11 protein-coding genes are annotated in these 16,512 nt (G+C 44.9%); all 11 read right to left on the bottom strand.

Annotation, left to right across the window (positions count from 1 at the left end; all coding sequences use genetic code 11):
* Nucleotides 1–29: 29 nt before the first annotated feature.
* Nucleotides 30–1,421 (bottom strand): DNA repair protein RadA, encoded by a 1,392-nt coding sequence (gene radA / locus G601_RS0109490; RefSeq protein ID WP_026665193.1) that lies wholly within the window; start codon nt 1,419–1,421, stop codon nt 30–32.
* 899 nt (nt 1,422–2,320) lie between these two features.
* Nucleotides 2,321–2,728 (bottom strand): hypothetical protein, encoded by a 408-nt coding sequence (locus tag G601_RS0109480; protein WP_026491990.1) that lies wholly within the window; start codon nt 2,726–2,728, stop codon nt 2,321–2,323.
* Nucleotides 2,729–2,876: 148 nt separating this feature from the next.
* Complete coding sequence (locus G601_RS0109475; protein ID WP_026665191.1) at nt 2,877–5,432, bottom strand: ATP-dependent Clp protease ATP-binding subunit; 2,556 nt, start codon at nt 5,430–5,432, stop codon at nt 2,877–2,879.
* Between the two features lie 52 nt (nt 5,433–5,484).
* The gene (locus tag G601_RS0109470) at nt 5,485–5,856 is read right to left on the bottom strand and encodes a GntR family transcriptional regulator (RefSeq protein ID WP_026665190.1); all 372 of its coding nucleotides are present in this window, start codon (nt 5,854–5,856) and stop codon (nt 5,485–5,487) included.
* Nucleotides 5,857–5,954: 98 nt separating this feature from the next.
* Complete coding sequence (locus G601_RS0109465; protein WP_026665189.1) at nt 5,955–7,364, bottom strand: SH3 domain-containing protein; 1,410 nt, start codon at nt 7,362–7,364, stop codon at nt 5,955–5,957.
* Between the two features lie 217 nt (nt 7,365–7,581).
* A complete protein-coding gene (gene purD, locus G601_RS0109460) occupies nt 7,582–8,856 on the bottom strand; it encodes a phosphoribosylamine--glycine ligase (RefSeq protein WP_026491986.1) in 1,275 nt (424 codons plus the stop codon).
* 68 nt (nt 8,857–8,924) lie between these two features.
* Nucleotides 8,925–9,572: a phosphoribosylglycinamide formyltransferase gene (purN, locus tag G601_RS0109455; protein WP_026665188.1), complete on the bottom strand. Its 648-nt coding sequence runs from the start codon at nt 9,570–9,572 to the stop codon at nt 8,925–8,927.
* Nucleotides 9,566–10,600: a phosphoribosylformylglycinamidine cyclo-ligase gene (gene purM, locus G601_RS0109450; RefSeq protein ID WP_035786236.1), complete on the bottom strand. Its 1,035-nt coding sequence runs from the start codon at nt 10,598–10,600 to the stop codon at nt 9,566–9,568. Before purM ends, purN begins: the two co-directional genes overlap by 7 nt.
* A 24-nt stretch (nt 10,601–10,624) precedes the next feature.
* Nucleotides 10,625–11,125 (bottom strand): 5-(carboxyamino)imidazole ribonucleotide mutase, encoded by a 501-nt coding sequence (gene purE, locus G601_RS0109445; protein WP_026665187.1) that lies wholly within the window; start codon nt 11,123–11,125, stop codon nt 10,625–10,627.
* Nucleotides 11,126–11,343: 218 nt separating this feature from the next.
* Nucleotides 11,344–14,028 (bottom strand): DegV family protein, encoded by a 2,685-nt coding sequence (locus tag G601_RS22730; RefSeq protein WP_051205713.1) that lies wholly within the window; start codon nt 14,026–14,028, stop codon nt 11,344–11,346.
* Nucleotides 14,025–16,508, bottom strand: a complete 2,484-nt coding sequence (locus tag G601_RS0109435; protein ID WP_026665186.1) for a hybrid sensor histidine kinase/response regulator — start codon at nt 16,506–16,508, stop codon at nt 14,025–14,027. Before G601_RS0109435 ends, G601_RS22730 begins: the two co-directional genes overlap by 4 nt.
* Between the last annotated feature and the right edge of the window lie 4 nt (nt 16,509–16,512).

Below are 16,512 nucleotides of genomic sequence, written 5' to 3'. Positions count from 1 at the left end.
CCCTGTATTATAGCCAATAAGTTTCTCCTTTACCTTATCATTCCTACCGCATCCTGAACTGATGAAACTCCTATAAGCTTAATCTTAGGGAATTTCTTAGCATACTTCTCAGCCACGGTCTTTGGAACTATGCAGGTCTTAAAGCCAAGTCTCTCAGCCTCGAAGATACGTACATCAGGCATGTTTACAGAGCGTACTTCACCTGAAAGACCAACCTCACCAAAGGCTATAACCTCATCAGGTATCGCTCTGTTCCTAAAGCTTGATACGATTGCCATACACATTGATAAATCCAGGGCAGGCTCAATAAGCTTCATTCCTCCTGCAAGGTTTATGTAGCAGTCATAGGATGACAGCTCCAGTCCCACTCTCTTTTCAAGCACTGCCATAAGAAGGTTAACTCTGTTGTAGTCAGTGCCGTTTGCCTGTCTTCTCGGAAAATTGAAATTAGTGTGACTTACAAGTGCCTGAATCTCTATAAGTATAGGTCTTGTTCCTTCAATCGAGCAGGTTACAATTGAACCGCTGGCATTTTCAGGTCTGCCCTCAAGCATGAATTCAGAGGGATTGCTGACTTCCACCAGTCCCTCATTTCTCATCTCGAACACACCGATCTCATTGGTGGATCCAAAACGATTCTTCACAGCTCTGAGTATTCTATATGAAGCGTGTCTGTCTCCCTCAAAGTAAAGCACCGTATCAACCATGTGCTCAAGAACTCTGGGACCGGCCACTGTTCCTTCCTTAGTTACATGACCTACTATGAAAACTGAGATTCCAAGCTGCTTAGCAATTCTCATAAGTACAGCCGTCGATTCCCTTACCTGTGAAACACTACCGGGAGCTGATGACACATTTTCATTGAACATAGTCTGTATGGAATCAATGATCACGACCTCCGGTGCACTTCTTCTTATAGTCTCCTCGATGGTTCCAAGATCAGTCTCACAAAACAGATTCATGTCCTCTGTAAACTCACCTATTCTGTTAGCCCTGAGCTTTATCTGCTGAAGGGATTCCTCACCTGAAATGTATAGCACCTTTCTCTTATCTGCGGAAAGAAGTCTTGCTGTCTGTAATAAAAGCGTGGACTTACCTATTCCCGGATCACCACCAACAAGAGTAAGGGATCCCTTTACCAGTCCGCCACCAAGAACTCTGTTAAACTCACCTATATGAGTGTCGAATCTGTCCTCTTCATTCAGCACAACCTCAGAAAGCTTCATAGGCTTGTTTTGACCATCTGAGCCTCCTGCTGCTCCGCCTGCTGCACGCTTTGATCCTTTCCCCGTAATTGAAGGCTTTATCGTCTCCTCAACAAATGTATTCCATTCCTTACAGCCGGGGCACTGTCCCATCCACTTTGCTGACTCATACCCACAGCTCTGGCAGAAAAATACTGTCTTAATCTTTGTTGCCATATTCCTCCTTGATGAATAGCAATAATATTCTTAATATCTCTATTTTTTTATATCCTTAGCCCTTTAATAATTTATGTACTTAGTTTTTTCTCTATTTTTTGCAGCTATATTTAGCCGTCCTCCCAATTATATCTCATATTTCACAGTTATAAACTCGAATTTTGCCTGAATTTTTCTCGGTTCAACCTGTTTGGTCATATCCGCATTTCTGACTTACTAATTTATCTTTATTTTGATATTATATACACTTTATCACGTTTTCAATCAGTCAATCTTACCCCAATTCATTAAACCGGTTTAACATTTCCCAAAAATACTTCTCAAAATCCTCTTTTAATTCAACCAATTCAGATCAATTTAGGCCAATAGACTTAACGCCAACCACAACCTACGTTATACAAATCAATAATAGTCAAAATTACATCAACCCCGTACGCCTATAACCAAATTTGTTCGCGGATAGACGTAACGACTCCCTAACCATCACCCCCGCGAGCAATCAATATACCTCATCTCCATCAACTGACGTAAAACATACCCACCTTGACCAAATTCCCCCGCCCCTCACCTCACCCTGCCCCTCACCCCTCCTCACCTCGTCCTACGGGCTGCTTTGCAGCCCTTACTTGCCTTTAATATGTGTGGCTTGGAGTAGCCAGCTCTGATGGCGGTGAAGTAAGAATATATATAATACTTTGCGAGATTTAAGCCACGTAGCTGAGACCTATCCATCTCAAGTGCCATTGCACGCAGAGATGGATGCTTAGGGCTCAGCGAAGTGTCCGGCTTAACACGAGCAAATATTATATATATCTTACGGTTCTGCCACAGAGCGTCCTCCTCCAAACCACACATATCCAAATAACAAGAGGGCTGCGAAGCAGCCCTCTCTTATAATTTTACTTATGAATTTCTACTTTTGATGGAGCAGTTCCAAGCGGTACGCTGAAACTAAGCTTACCTCCTACTCCTGTCTGCATCGGACCAATATTCTTGCCGTCCACAAGGATGTGGTACTCTGCATTCTCTTCAAGTCCGACGGTAATTTGTGCGTCTCCCGGTCCTTCAACCTCGAAAGCCAAGCCTCCTTCACTCTCCTTAAAGTGTGTGACCGTTGTCCCCGGAACAGATTCATAAAGGAACATCTCATTTTGTTCAAGCTTTGTTATGTCCTTAAAGGTCTTAACCTTCAAAACGTTACCATCATGCTTGAAATCATCAAGCTTCTGCTTTGCAGGTAACTCGTAATTGCCAAAGCTAATAGTTCCATCAGCTTCTGCTCTCAGTAACTGCTCTACGACAGCCATTTTCTACCTCCTGTTTTAGATAGTGCCCAGAAAATCTGTGCAGTCTACTAGTATAGAATTTTGAACTGATTCAGAGATATTTCTCCGTCTCTAAATACAATTTTATTATAAAGCATATATCCAATTAAATTTATTAAAAATTTATGAATCATTTCGATTTTTTGGATACTGTTTTTCTGGTTGTTGTTTTCTTGGTCGCAGCCTTCTTGGCAGGTGCCTGCTTGGCTGACTTACGGCCTGAAGTCTTGCCGGAAGCCTCCTTTTCACCCTTCTGGGAGAATACAACCTTGTCGTCCTTGAGACCGATTGTGACCTTGCTGTCTCTCTTGATGTTGCCCTTCAAAAGCTCCTCAGCCATAGCGTCCTCGATAACAGACTGGATTGCTCTCTTAAGTGGTCTTGCACCCATCTTGGCATCTGAATATTTCTTTACAAGATACTGCTTGACCTGCTGAGTCATTGTAAGGTCAATACCAAGCTGCTCCTTACATCTCTTGCTAAGGCTCTTGCTAAGGAGAGCTACGATCTCCATCATCTCCTTCTCGTTAAGAGGATGGAATACCATAATCTCATCGATACGGTTAATGAATTCAGGTTTAAACAGACGCTTAACCTCCTCCATTACTCCGTTCTTCATGTTTTCATAGTCCTTCTTCTCATCGGAAGCGGTGTCAAAGCCCAGCTTCTTGGGCTCGATGATACGCTGTGCTCCGACATTGGAGGTCATGATAAGGATCGTATTCTTGAAGCTGACCTTCCGGCCCTTTGCGTCTGTGATATGACCATCATCAAGAACCTGCAAAAGCACGTTGAAGATGTCAGGATGTGCCTTCTCTATCTCATCAAAAAGGATTACTGAGTAAGGGTGTCTTCTTACCTTCTCACTGAGCTGGCCGCCCTCATCGTAGCCTACGTATCCCGGAGGTGATCCGATCATCTTGGATACGGAGTGACCTTCCATGTACTCTGACATATCAACTCTTATCAGGGCGTTCTCGTCACCGAACATCGCCTCAGCCAGAGCCTTGGAAAGCTCTGTTTTACCTACACCGGTAGGTCCGAGGAAAAGGAATGACCCGATTGGTCTATTGGGATCCTGAAGTCCTACTCTGCCTCTTCTGATAGCCTTGGATACTGCAACAACAGCGTCCTCCTGGCCGATAACTCTCTGGTGAAGAATCTTCTCAAGCTTAAGGAGTCTCTCTGATTCCTTCTCAGCGATCTTCTTAACCGGGATCTTTGTCCACATTGCAACTACTTCTGCAATGTCATTTTCATTGACCACGTAATCCGCGTTCTTTTCCTTCTTATTCTCTGCAGCCTTCTTGCGGTTGTACTTTTTAATAAGTGCTTCCTGCTTGCGGTGCACTTCACCTGCTCCTGAAAAGTCCTCCTTAGCAAGGAGCTCCTCTACCTGAGCATCCATCTCCCTGATCTCCTGCTCCATATCGCGAAGAGCAGCTGATGAACCTGTCAGACGAAGTCTTACTGCAGAAGATGCCTCGTCTATAAGGTCGATTGCCTTATCGGGAAGATTTCTGTCATTTATGTATCGACTACTTAAGTCAACAGCAGCCTGAATAGCCTCAGGAGTGATCTTTACATGGTGGTGCTCTTCATATTTGCTTACGATTCCGTTAAGGATTGCAAGGGACTCATCTCTGTCAGGTTCTTCAACACTTACGGGCTGGAAACGTCTCTCAAGAGCAGCGTCCTTCTCCACATACTTGCGGTACTCAGTGATGGTAGTTGCACCGATCATCTGGATCTCACCTCTTGCAAGTGAAGGCTTCAAAATATTGGAAGCATCGATTGCTCCCTCAGCACCGCCGGCACCTATGAGGGTATGCATCTCATCTACGAAAAGAATGATATTACCGTCATCGATAACCTCGCGGATAACTCTCTTTATACGCTCTTCGAATTCTCCTCTGTACTTGGAGCCTGCGATCATACCGGACAGGTCAAGAGTAAGGAGTCTCTTATTCTGAACTGTAAAAGGAACATCTCCTGCCACAATTCTCTGGGCAAGCCCCTCAACAACCGCAGTTTTACCTACACCGGGCTCACCGATAAGGCAGGGATTATTCTTGGTTCTGCGGCTAAGGATCTGGATAACGCGCTGAATCTCGTTATCTCTTCCAATGATGGGATCAAGCTTATTATCAGAAGCAAGAGCTGTAAGGTCTCGACTGTACTGGTCAAGCATTGATACCTTCTTCTTGGAATTGTTTTTCCTGCCCAGATCCTCCTTGACAAGGTTGGCATCCTCGCCCATTGCTGCAAGAGTCTCAGCATATATCTTCTGAATTGATACGTTCATGGTGCCGATAAGGCGAACAGCAACATTCTCACCCTCCTTGATAAGAGCAAGAAGAATGTGCTCTGTTCCAATCTTATCAGCGTGAAATCTTGCTGCCTGTCTGTCTGCCTCATCAAGGACGCTCTCTGCTCTGGGAGAAAAGCCCTCCTTATCAAGCAATGTAATATTTCCGCCCTCAACGATGAGATCTCTGATGACATCCATCATCTTGTCTTCATTGATTCCATTGTCGATAAGTATTCTTGAAGCTACGCAGCCTTCTGTTTTAATAAGTCCCATAAGAAGGTGCTCTGTACCGACATAGTTGAGCTTTAAGGTTCTTGCAGTTTTTCTTGCAAGCTTAAGCGCCTGCTGCGCTTTCTCTGTATATTCTTTACTCAAGTAAACTCCTTTCCTTAAAGATCTTCATTAGATCTTCAAAAGGTATTTGTTATCACATTCCATAGCCACCGTAGATTCTGTCGACCATTTCATGTATTTCTTCCTTGGTAACACCCTTGCACATGGCTCTCGCCAGTACTACGCTCAGCATATCGTGAGCTTCCTCAAGGGCCTCAAGTTTATTAAGGTCAATTGCTATGATGGCTCCACGACGCCTGTCAATCTTAACGAACCCTTCCTGCTGCAAAATGGAATAGGCCTTATTAACGGTGTGCATGTTGATACCGATCATATCAGCTAACTGTCTGACACTTGGGAGCTGTTCTCCCTCCCGGAACTGAGACGTCGCAATACCCATTATGATCTGATTACACAGCTGCACATATATTGCTTCATCACTGTTAAAATCAATTTCAATTACCATGTTCTGTCCCCTTTCCTGTGATACATTTAGTATAACAAAAGAGACTCTTATGTCAACAAAAAACCGCGCCTCACAGCGCGGTTTCATTATTTATCTAATTACTTATCATCGTCATCCAGATCAAGGAATTCAAACTCGAAGTCCTCGTCATCAATGAGGAAATTACGTGACTTGCGTGTAGCAGGTGCCGGATTGCTGGGCTTAACCTCACTTCTTTCCCTCGGAGGAGCAGGTCTCTCTGCTCTGGGCTCTGCAGGAGCGGGTCTTCTTGTGGGCTTTTCATCAGGAATAAGAGAAGCAGCTGTTCCCATGGGAGCGCCCTTTCTTACTGCTGAAGATGTAGCTGCAGGTCTCTTGCTGTCTGCCACAACTCTGCCTGCTGACTTAGGCTTGTCGCTATCCTTATCTCTGGCAAAGAACTTCTTTGCAGGCTTCTCAGCCGGAAGATCATCATACTTATTCTTTCTTGAGGTTGTCTCCTCTTCATCATCCTCGTAGTACATATAGTCACGAAGCTTGTAGATAAGAAGGAGAATACCAAGTACCAGAAGTGCTATAACAACAGACATACCGATGAGTGCTCCGCGGAGCTTCTTAACCTGTCCCTCAAGGGCTGCTGCCTGCTGGCCTGTCTTAGCAAAGTCGAGAAGGTCGTTAAGCTTAACCTGTGTGCTCTCAACGTTATCATAGAGGTACCATGCCTCTGTGCCTGTTCCGTCATCCTTGTAAGCAAGTGAAAACTCGCCGTTACCAACTACTGAGGTATCAACTACAGGCTGCTCTGCGGGCTGTTCGCCTTCACCCTCAACGGGCTGCTCACCTTCGCCTTCAACGGGCTGTTCGCCACCTTCAGCACCCTCTGTGGGCTGCTCAGCCTCTGTAGGTGCCATCTCTCCACCTTCCTGAGGATCGTCTGACTGAGCCTGAGGAGCTCCCATTGTAAGGAGGTCTGCACGAACAAAACCTGTTCTTCCGCTGTCGCCAAACTTTATCTGATACCACTTTTTATTGTCTGTGCCATTAGCCTCACCTGTTATGGTAACGCCATCGCCGTTCTTAACTGTACCAACAGTGCTGTAGCCTGTGCCTGCACCTGATCTTACATTTGCACTTGCAACTGTAACTGTTGCAGCCTGCTCTGCCACTGCAGTCACCTGAGTCTCAGGCTGTGCTGCGTTTGTGGTTCCGGCATCAGTGCTCTTGGTCTCGCCTGACTTGGAAACAAGGTCACTTCTTACGTATCCGTATTCCTGACCATTTACATAAATTCTGTACCACACATATCCCTGTGCGTCTGTAGTCTCATCGATGATATCAACCTTGTCCCCCGAATCAAGACTTGATACCTGCTGAGAAGATGTGCTCGCTTCAGATCTAACCTTAACATTAGAAGATGTTACTGTTCCTGTAGCTGCGAGAGCCATTATGGGCTGTCCAAAAACCAATATGCCTGCAGTCATGATTGACACCGCACCTATGGCTTTCTTCCCTAATTTTCTATTTATCATACCTTCTACCTCCAGTAACCAGTGTAGAAAAACTACACAAAAATATTGCCTGTTGAACATTACTCTGGCTCTTCGGACTAAAATATTTGCAAGAATTTGAAGAAAAAGTAAAAAATTATCAACATTTGGTGTTAGTATAACACAAAACCACTATATTTTCAGCTTTTTATAATTAATATAAGGGCAAAAAATAAAATTTTATTTTTTGCCCCTACCATTATGCTTCTTCGATTGCTTTTCCGATATCGTGACGCATATATTTGTTATCAAAGGTTACCCACTCGGTAGCTTCGTATGCCTTCTTTCTGGCCTCTGCCAGAGTATCGCCCTTAGCTGTGATGCCAAGTACACGGCCACCGTTTGTGACTACCCTGCTGTTCTCATCGAACTTTGTTCCGGCATGGAAACAGTAATAACCATCCTTATCCTTGAAGTTCTCAAGTCCCTTAATTTCCTTGCCCTTTTCATAGCTTACGGGATATCCCTCTGAAGCAAGAACAACGCAAACTGCTGCCTTATCCTCGAACTTAAGGTCAACCTGATCCAGAGTTCCATCAATAACAGCCTCGCAAACCTCGATCATATCGGTCTGAAGTCTCGGAAGAACAACCTGTGCCTCGGGATCGCCAAATCTGGCGTTGTACTCGAGTACCTTGGGGCCGTCCTCTGTGAGCATAAGTCCGAAGAAAATAACTCCCTTGAACTCTCTGCCCTCTGATCTCATGGCATCAACTGTCTTCTGATAGATATTCTCCTTGCAGAACTTATCAACTTCATCTGTATAGAAGGGGCTTGGTGAAAAGTTGCCCATTCCGCCGGTGTTGAGACCTGTATCTCCGTCTCCTGCTCTCTTGTGGTCCTGAGCTGAGCTCATAAGCTTTATTGTCTTACCGTCAACAAATGAAAGAACTGAAACCTCTCGGCCTGTCATGAACTCCTCAATTACCATGCGGTTACCGGCATCACCGAACTTCTTGGTCTCCATGATCTCGCGGACACCTGCCTCAGCATCTGCCTTAGTCTCGCAGATAAGAACGCCCTTACCAAGAGCAAGTCCATCAGCCTTGAGAACGATAGGGAACTTGGCTGTCTCAAGATATTTTAGCGCCTCCTCCGGATCATCAAAGGTCTCATAAGCTGCTGTGGGAATACCATACTTTTTCATAAGGTCCTTGGAAAATGCCTTACTTCCTTCAAGGATCGCTGCATTTTTCCTGGGTCCGAATACTCTTAAGCCCTCAGCCTCAAAAGCATCTACAATTCCGCCTACAAGCGGATCATCCATACCTACTATTGTAAGATCGATCTGCATGTTCTTTGCGAATCTTACAAGCTTGTCAAATTCCATAGGGGAAATCGGAACACACTCAGCAAGCTCTGCTATTCCGGCATTACCGGGTGCGCAGTAAAGCTTATCAAGGTGCTTACTTCTGGAAACTGCTTCTGCTATGGCGTGCTCACGGCCGCCTCCACCAACTATTAATACATTCATGTTCGCTCCTTACCCCTCATCCGCCCTTCGGGCACCTTCTCCCCAGGGAGAAGGCATTTAGATGAGTATCATACCATCAAATCCGGATCATATCCTTCAATTACAACTTTTCCATCTTCTATACTTACCTTACCGTTTGCAATAAGGTCGATTGCCTTGGGAAGAATCTTCCACTCAGCCTGCTCCATGATGCGCTGCTGCAGTGATTTTGCAGTATCATCAGGTCTTATCATAACGGGCTTTTGCAAAATAATCGGGCCTGTGTCAGTCCCCTCATCAACAAAGTGAACTGTGGCACCGGACACCCTTACGCCGCGCTCAAGGACTTTCTCATGTACTCCAAGTCCGTAGTAGCCTGTTCCGCAAAAGGACGGAATAAGCGAAGGATGAATATTGATTATTCTGCCGCTGAAGGCCTTAACTATCTTCTCGGGTATAACCACAAGGCATCCTGCAAGAACGATAAGATCAGGATTCTCAGCTACAAGAAGATCATAAAACGCTTCATTAAAAGCTGCTCTGTTCTCAAATTCCTTCGGAACAAGAACCTCGGTCCTGATCCCATGCTTTGCTGCTCTCTCAAGAGCGTAGGCATTGCGGTTATTACTAAAGACCATGCTTATCTTTGTGTTTGTAATTGTGCCGTTATCAATGGCATCAATTATCGCCTGAAGATTGGTTCCGCCTCCGGAAACAAGGACTGCAATGTTTAGCATATCTCTACTCCCTTGTCACCTGCCTCAACAGAGCCGACAATCCATGCCTTCTCACCTGAAGCCTCAATAGCCTTAAGTGTCTTATCTGCATCTGCAGAATCTACTGCGATTACCATACCAAGACCGCAGTTGAAGGTGTTGAACATCATGTGCTCATCAAGGTTACCTGTCTTCTGCATAAGCTTGAAAATTGCAGGAACTTCGTAGCTATCCTTCTTAACAACTGCCTTGCAACCGTCAGGAAGCATTCTCGGGATGTTCTCGTAAAAACCGCCGCCTGTGATGTGGCTGCAGCCCTTAACTGTGATTCCATCCTTCTTTATCTGCTTAAGCATCTTTACATATATTCTTGTGGGCTCAAGAAGTGCTTCTCCAAGTGTGCATCCAAGTTCGTCATAGTACTTCTCAAGACTCTCTTTTGTCATATCAAATACTTTTCTTACAAGTGAAAAGCCGTTTGAGTGAACGCCGCTGCTGGCAACACCGATAAGTGTATCGCCTGCCTTGATGGTGCTTCCGTCGATCATCTCTGATCTGTCTACAACACCAACAGCAAAGCCTGCAACATCGTACTCATCCTCAGGCATAAGGCCGGGATGCTCAGCTGTCTCACCACCGATAAGCGCGCATTCAGACTGCTTACAGCCCTCAGCTACACCCTTAACTATTGCAGCAATCTTCTCAGGATAGTTTTTGCCGCATGCTATGTAATCAAGGAAGAAAAGAGGCTCGCCGCCTGCACAGATTACGTCATTTACGCACATTGCAACGGCGTCAATTCCGATGGTGTCATGCTTGTCCAAAAGGAAAGCAAGCTTTATCTTGGTTCCTACTCCGTCAGTTCCGGAAAGAAGAACCGGATCCTTCATATTCTTAATATTTGCAAGGGAAAAGGCTCCTGAAAAGCCTCCAAGACCACCAAGAACTTCCGGTCTCATGGTCTCCTTTACATATCCCTTAATCATCTCCACTGACTTGTAGCCCGCTTCGATATCGACACCTGCGTTTTTGTAGTTAAGCTCTGCCATGTTTTCCTCCATAAAAATCTTAAATTAATAATTCTTATATCCAACTTCCTGAAGATGAGCGTCCTTTGCAACGACTGCTTCCTTCAGGCCCTTTGAATAATCCTTGAGCTTTGCGAGAAGCTCTGAATCACTTGTAGCAAGAATCTTTGCTGCAAGAAGACCTGCGTTAGCTCCTCCGTTTATTGCAACAGTAGCAACCGGAATGCCGGTAGGCATCTGTACAATGCTATAGAGAGAATCTCTGCCTCCTAATGAAGTTGTATGCATGGGAATACCGATAACAGGCATTGGGAAAATAGCGGCGCACATACCAGGAAGATGTGCTGCCATTCCTGCTCCGGCGATGATGACTTTGAAACCTTTGTCCTCGGCGCTCTTCGCATAAGAAAAGAACTCCTCGGGTTCACGATGTGCTGAGATAATGTTCATCTCGTAAGAAATACCGAGCTCATCAAGTATCCCAGCTACTTTGGCCATGACCGGCATATCCGAGTCAGAGCCCATTACAATTCCAACCTGTGCCATATTTTTCCTCCGTATAGTGAAACATACATAATCCATAGTCACCTATGAAATAAAATCTATGCCACCGCAATCCTACCACAACACTAATGTGATTATCAACCTGAGATAACCAATTTTTGATAAAACTTCAAAATTTTTATCTAACGAAATTTTACTCAAAAAAATAAAGGACAAATCGCCCAAACCAGAGCGATTTGTCCCTTTTTTTCTATTAATATTTACCTATTCGCTTCGGTGTCCTGGAGCATGTACAGAAGTCCGAATGCACCGCTTCCGTGGATGGCGGCCATGGAGGCTGATTCCTTCTGGACGATGATCTCGTCGAATACCATTATGTTGCTGACCCAGCGCTTGATTTCTTCTATTTCATTAATGGATAGGTCTGTGTGTGTTATGAAAAGAAGCTTCCTGTCGATCGGTGCAAATCTTGTGAGCTGATCCTCAACATAATTCTTCCTGCACTTTGCAACCGTACCGACCATCATCCTTCCAAGGGTTCCTCGTCCATCCCTGAAGAGGATTGCGGGCTTTAACATGAATACGCGGCTAAAGCCACCGGTCCTTCTCTTGATTCTTCCCATGCGGATAAGATAATCAAGAGTATCGATGAGGAAGCTGGTATGGATACGCTTCTTTATCCTGTTGAGCTCAGCTATGCACTCCTGAACGTTTTTACCCTCCTGACACAGCCTTATGGCCTGAAGCACAAGTATTCCTATGCCGCTTGATAAGCTCTCGGAATCAATTACGGTTACCTTATCAAAAGAGGCTGCTGCCTCCTTGGCAACATGGAACGCACCTCCTGCCTTTCCGGACATACTGATGTGAATGATGTTCTCGGCATCTGACAGGTGCGCAGCAAAGAAGTCCTCATACTCCTGCACGGACGGAATATCCGCATTCAGATTGTCCGCACCGCCTTCGCTCATGTACTTCAGGATACCCTCGGTCTCTACCTCAACACCATCAAGGAACAGACCGTACTTGGTCTTGATATACAGAGGAATAGTAGGAATCCTCAGCTTTTCTAACATCTCCTTTGGAATGTCGCAGGCACTCTCAGTAGTTATCAGGATAGGAAGTCTCTCCTTCTCTGACATGAGCTTGTCGTTCTCAGGATCGATATACATAGGTGATATCCTGCGAACCTTATCCGCAGGAAGGACTCTCAGCAGTGTATTTTCAAGCATCTCACCGGATATAGGCTTAAGCAGGAATCCATCAAAGCCGGCAACCCTGTACTTCGCCTGATCTTCAGATGAAGCGTACGCTGTAATAACGATAACAGGAGTCTCTCTGCACATGCCTCCCACCTGGGTCCGAAGCTGTCTGAGACACTCGATACCATCCATCTCCGGCATCTCATAGTCCATGAAAATACAGTCATATTCAACATCCGCGCATCGTGACAGACACTCTATTCCGCTCTCTGCCTGATCGATAACCATCTTGGTATCCTTAAGGAGCTTGGCGGTAACTATTCTGTTCATAACGTTGTCGTCAACAATAAGCACTCTGCAGGAAGGCGCCTCAAAGCTCTGTCTGTAGAACTGCGTAGCCTCACGCTTTTTAAGAGTCTCAAGAGCAAGCTCTCCGACAGGCTCCTCATTAACAACCTCCTGAGGAATAGAAACAGTGAAGGTTGAACCCTTGGTGTAGATACTGTTTACCTGAATCTCGCCGCCCATGGCATCTGTCAGCTGCTTAACGATGGCAAGTCCAAGACCTGTTCCGCTTATTCCCTTGGTCTGCTCTACATTAACCCTCTTAAACTCATCGAAAAGATAAGGCATACTGTCTCTCTTAATTCCCATACCTGTATCTTCTACCTGGAAAGAAAGAGTTATCTGCTTATTGCTTAGGGGCTTCCACTTAACCGTAAGCTTTACGCTGCCTTCGTTTGTAAACTTAATGGCATTGCCGATTATGTTCATAAGAATCTGCTCGATTCTCACATCATCACCAAGAAGTTTCTTGGGAATTGTTTTATCTATATCGACGTAAAAGGCCAGTCCTTTTCGTGATGCCTCTCCCCAGATGAGATTAACTGTCTCCGAAAGTAAAAGTGCAATATCGTATTCTGTAGGTACGATCTCCATCTTGCCGGATTCAAGCTTACTCATATCAAGAACGTCGTTCATAAGTGATAGCAGCATCTTACTGGAGCTCTTAATATTGCTGGCATACTCAGCTATCTCATCCGTAGTGGCATTCCTTAATATCATCTCGTTGAAGCCGAGGATGGAATCTATAGGTGTTCTGATTTCATGGCTTACGCTTGAGAAGAACTTACTCTTCGCCTGGCCGAGTTCCTCAATTTCCTTCTTCTGCTGCTCGATCAGCTTGTTCTCTGATTTATATATCTGATTTTGGAAAAGGATCATTACAGTCATCAGGCCGCTGACCAGGATAACACTGGTAAGTGAATCAAAATGAGCTGCTTCATCGGTGTGAGGTGTAACAAGATGTGGGAATTTATAGGCAATATAATAAGAAACAGCTGTTGTGCATGCACCGATTATAAGAAGGATATACTTTCTTACGCCCTCGACAGTCATTCCTATAAAGGTAAATCCGAACACAAACCAGATAGGCGAACCACCATAGATACCGCCACCAAGAATAAAAGCGGTAGGCAGAATGATGAGCACAAGTATCGACGCTATGATCGTGGCTCCAAGCTGGGTTTTCCTCTTTTTGATCGTGATCATTACCACAACGGTGAAGAACACAAGGAAAAAGGCTATGACCATGATGTTAATGATATCATCCTTAACGATCACCCCTATGAAGATAAGCAGGAACATGGAAAGAAGCCCTATGACAGGTATGACTGAAAACATCTTTTCCTGTAGGGTTTTATTTCTGTCGTATGCTGCATTGAACAAGCGCTTTAAGATCATGACGCACTACCTCCGTAAATCCGCATAATATCAGCTCTTACGGCATCAATCTGACGTTTTAAGTCATCGTGATTAGCTACAACAAACGCTTCCCATTTTTCCTCAGCAGCTCTCTCTATCTCGCCTGCTTTTTTGGAAAGGTCATTAGCGCCAATTATCCTGGTTGAAAGCTTGAGTCCTTCAAGCTTGATCCTGTAATTCTCCCAGTCCTTTGCCTCATATAGTTTTTGCAGCTCCTCTACGATAGAGTCTGCCTCCCTGTCAAACTCAAACAGCATCTCCATATAGAATTCGTTACTGCCACGGCATATCTTCACGCCATTCTGAAGATTGAGGAGCCCATAGTTCATAACCGTACCGACATTGCCACTAAAGCCCGGCAAAGTCGGCTCCTCATCCTTTTCTTCCTTAACTGCAACATACTCCCACATGGTTGAGGGCAGCAGTTTTTTCAGAACTCTCTCAAGCTCTGACAGCTCTATGGGCTTAGCAAGGAATTCATCAAAGCCCTCTTTTACGAACATCTCCCTGACACCGCTGACTGCATTGGCAGTAAAGGCTATTATGGAAGTATGGTCATCCTGTCCCGCATTCTGTCTTATGAGCTTCATAGCCTCAACACCGTCAACCTCTGGCATCATATGATCCATGAAAATGACGTCATATTTCTTTTTCTCACACATAGCCACAGCTTCCATTCCGCTGCGGGCAAGGTCAGCCTCCATACCATAGCCGGCGAGGATACCCTTTGCAACGATAAGGTTCATCTCCTCATCATCTACGATAAGTGAATTAACGTTCTTAAATACAAGCTTCTTGCCACTGGTCTCGGGATCGAACTCCCATACAGCCATTTTCCTGTTAACGGCATTAACAATAGAATGGCTGAAAATAGGCTTCCTGATGTAGGTTACATTGCTGTTATCTGCAATCTTAAATTCAGGAGTAACTGTCACAATTACAGAAACATCCGACTTGATATTTTCATAGTAATCCCTGTTATCGAGGTACTCCTCCTCAGCTGTGATAACATGCGTGATCTGACTCTTGGCACAGAGTCTCTTAAGCTCATCAAACTCAACAACCCTGTGGATCGGCACAGAGAGTCCCTTAAGAATATGCATTATCATGATATTGTAGTACTCTCTGACAGCAGGGCTCTTGTACTTGTCATTTCTTAAGTAGCATGCGATCTCAAGCTTTTCAGGATGATCAACCACTACGCTGGGCTTCTCATCAACTACCTGCTGAGGTACTGTTACTGTAACCTTAGTTCCCTTCTTAACTTCACTCTCTATTCTTACAAAGCCGCCCATCTTCTTAACAAAGCCATTTACGATGGACAGCCCAAGTCCTATTCCCTCAGTTCTTCTGCTTCTTCCAGAATCGATCTGATAAAGGCCTTCGATAACCCTCTTTCTCTCCTCATCAGTCATACCTATTCCGGTATCGGTAACCTCAATGCAAAGATTTGCACCGTATTCCTTCTTACGGGCAAATACACGAAGATTAACGCAGCCATTTTCGTCAGTAAATTTGATGGCATTAACTATGAGATGTCTTATGATTCTCTTTATTCTTGCTGCATCGCCCACCATTCGGGCAGGGATGTTGGCATCCATATCTATTACTATTTCAGGCGTGCCTTCCCTCTGCAATCTGAACTCTGTCGCAACATCATTTACAAGAGATGAGATACGATACTCATCCTCCGACAGCACCAGAGATTCCGTATCGATTTCAGTGTAGTCAAGGATATCCTCTATTCTGCTGAAAAGTCTGCGACCAGCATCCTGGATTGCTGAAAGGTCAGCCTTCTTCTTTTCCTCCTTCTCATTATTTAAGAGAAGTCCTGATAGACCTGTAACTACGTTTATGGGGGTACGCAGTTCGTGAGAGATATTAGCCATGAAGTCCTCGGATTTCTGCTTCATCTCACTCATCTCTTCTTCCAGCTCATCAGCCATGCTCTTGGACACAGCAAACATCTCACAGATATATCCGGCAACTCTGTTAGCCAGAGCAATTGCCATGCAGTCTAAGAGTACTATGCCTGCATTAAGCTGATCAGCTGATTCAACCTTGGTCAGGATCAGTATCAGGTGATAGCCAAGAAGCATCAGATATGCCATTAAAAATATACGAAGAACAGGCTTTTCCTCAGTAAGAGAGAAAAGCATCATCGCCAATACAAAAATCAGCGCCGAATTATAAAATTGTTCGATATGGGATCCATAAAAGAACACCGCGAGCGAGATAAAGCCCGCATAAACGAAGACCCGGAACCTGAAGACGAACTGTCCGGATACATAGAGACTCCAGGAAGTAATGGCGCCGATTGCAATAATCGGAATCGCCCAAAACTCCCATTTTTCTGCTATTGAGACCACAATAAGTCCAAGCGAATACAGCGTGTAACACACAAGTATTACTATCTGAATGCTTTTTCGCATTTCCTCATGTCGCCTGCCTCTATCCATAGCT

Source organism: Butyrivibrio sp. FC2001 (assembly GCF_000424125.1).
Taxonomy (GTDB): Bacteria; Bacillota; Clostridia; order Lachnospirales; family Lachnospiraceae; genus Butyrivibrio.
This window is presented reverse-complemented; position numbering and strand designations above follow the sequence as displayed.

What these genes read in the sequence shown, in the direction of transcription:
- radA (WP_026665193.1), bottom strand. Translation starts at nt 1,421, where the DNA reads ATGGCAACAAAGATTAAGACAGTATTTTTCTGCCAGAGCTGTGGGTAT.
- G601_RS0109480 (WP_026491990.1), bottom strand. Translation starts at nt 2,728, where the DNA reads ATGGCTGTCGTAGAGCAGTTACTGAGAGCAGAAGCTGATGGAACTATT.
- G601_RS0109470 (WP_026665190.1), bottom strand. Translation starts at nt 5,856, where the DNA reads ATGGTAATTGAAATTGATTTTAACAGTGATGAAGCAATATATGTGCAG.
- G601_RS0109465 (WP_026665189.1), bottom strand. Translation starts at nt 7,364, where the DNA reads ATGATAAATAGAAAATTAGGGAAGAAAGCCATAGGTGCGGTGTCAATC.
- purD (WP_026491986.1), bottom strand. Translation starts at nt 8,856, where the DNA reads ATGAATGTATTAATAGTTGGTGGAGGCGGCCGTGAGCACGCCATAGCA.
- purN (WP_026665188.1), bottom strand. Translation starts at nt 9,572, where the DNA reads ATGCTAAACATTGCAGTCCTTGTTTCCGGAGGCGGAACCAATCTTCAG.
- purM (WP_035786236.1), bottom strand. Translation starts at nt 10,600, where the DNA reads ATGGCAGAGCTTAACTACAAAAACGCAGGTGTCGATATCGAAGCGGGC.
- purE (WP_026665187.1), bottom strand. Translation starts at nt 11,125, where the DNA reads ATGGCACAGGTTGGAATTGTAATGGGCTCTGACTCGGATATGCCGGTC.
- G601_RS22730 (WP_051205713.1), bottom strand. Translation starts at nt 14,028, where the DNA reads ATGATCTTAAAGCGCTTGTTCAATGCAGCATACGACAGAAATAAAACC.
- G601_RS0109435 (WP_026665186.1), bottom strand. Translation starts at nt 16,508, where the DNA reads ATGGATAGAGGCAGGCGACATGAGGAAATGCGAAAAAGCATTCAGATA.